This is a genomic window from Vibrio sp. 2033 (assembly GCF_033339735.1).
This window is the reverse complement of record NZ_JAWOVC010000092.1, coordinates 1-1,230: the sequence shown is the minus strand read 5'-3', so window position 1 is coordinate 1,230 and position 1,230 is coordinate 1. Positions and strand designations below refer to the sequence as shown.

Here is a 1,230-nt window from a genome sequence, read left to right as displayed (position 1 = left end):
TAATCCTCTGTAGACCACACCAATAAATGGCTGCGGAGGTGGGTTACTACTTATAAGTGTGGCAAATTAGGTAAATATCGTACATTTAATACGGAACAGCCCTGATATGGCCATCAAAAACGAAATTACTATTCTCACGAGAGCAGAACAGGCAGATCTTTATTCCCCACCCATTTTTTCAATCGAAGAACAACGTCTGTACTTTTCTCTGAACGATGCGGAATTGGCAGTTTTTCGGTCAATTCGTCTCAGAGCTCATAGATGTTACTTTGTCGCGATTTTGGGATACTTCAAATCAAAGCCCGTCATCCTAGATATCGCTTACTCGCAGGTTTCTAAGGATTTAATGTTCATCAGTAAAGAGCTGCTTGGCGGCAAGGGGCTCAGACCATTCACTCCCTCACAAAAACAAAAAGATCGACTCTACGCAAAAGTATTAGACCTTGCTGGTTATCACAAATGGGACGAAAGTCAGCACTTCAATTCTCTTTTCGACCACCTTGTTCAGGTGGGCAATGCCTGGCTGGAGCCGCGTTACCTCTTTGATACTGCTATTGAATTCCTAACCAGTCACAGCATTGCTATCCCTAGGTACACCGTACTCCAGAGACTGATAAGCAGAGCGATGCAGCAGGTCAGAAAAGACCTGGCGCACCAACTTAATCAACTCACCAGTCCTGAACTTCACGTCTTTCTGGACAGCATAACAGCCATTGATGACGGACTAAGCCTGAACCAGCTCAGAGGCGGTGCAAAAAGTCTGACCGTACCTGAACTTAAAAAAGAGCTTGCCCTTTATCATCAGTTAGCGCCATGGCGCACGCAAATCAATGGCGTTATCGATGGGCTTAATCTGTCTCTTAAAAATCGACAACACTTCGGTGAGCTCATCAACTATTACGGTAGTAAACTCAAACGATTCAAACGCGCACAGCAGCATCTATGGTTGCTATGTCACCTGACAGAGCGGATACAACTGGCACTGGAACGGTTAACTGATGGGTTCATTTACCATATCCGCAAGCAACAAGAAGCTGCCAACACCTTTGCACAACAAGCAGTGTTCCTGTCCTGGCAGTCAGCCGCGGACAATGTCACGAAAGCGGCAGAGTTACTGCATCTGTTTGTGGATGAGAACATTGATGATAATCAACCCTTCTCAGTAGTCAGACAACAGGCATTGAAGGTCATGAATGACAGGGATATCCAGACCCTCTGCCTTTACCTGAA

The 1,230-nt window shown here is 45.5% G+C and carries 1 protein-coding gene; it reads left to right on the top strand.

Going from position 1 to position 1,230, the window contains the following annotated elements; all coding sequences use genetic code 11:
- Positions 1 to 106: 106 nt before the first annotated feature.
- Positions 107 to 1,230: DUF4158 domain-containing protein (locus R7P74_RS24810; RefSeq protein ID WP_206926158.1), on the top strand; the 1,124-nt coding region annotated here is incomplete at its 3' end.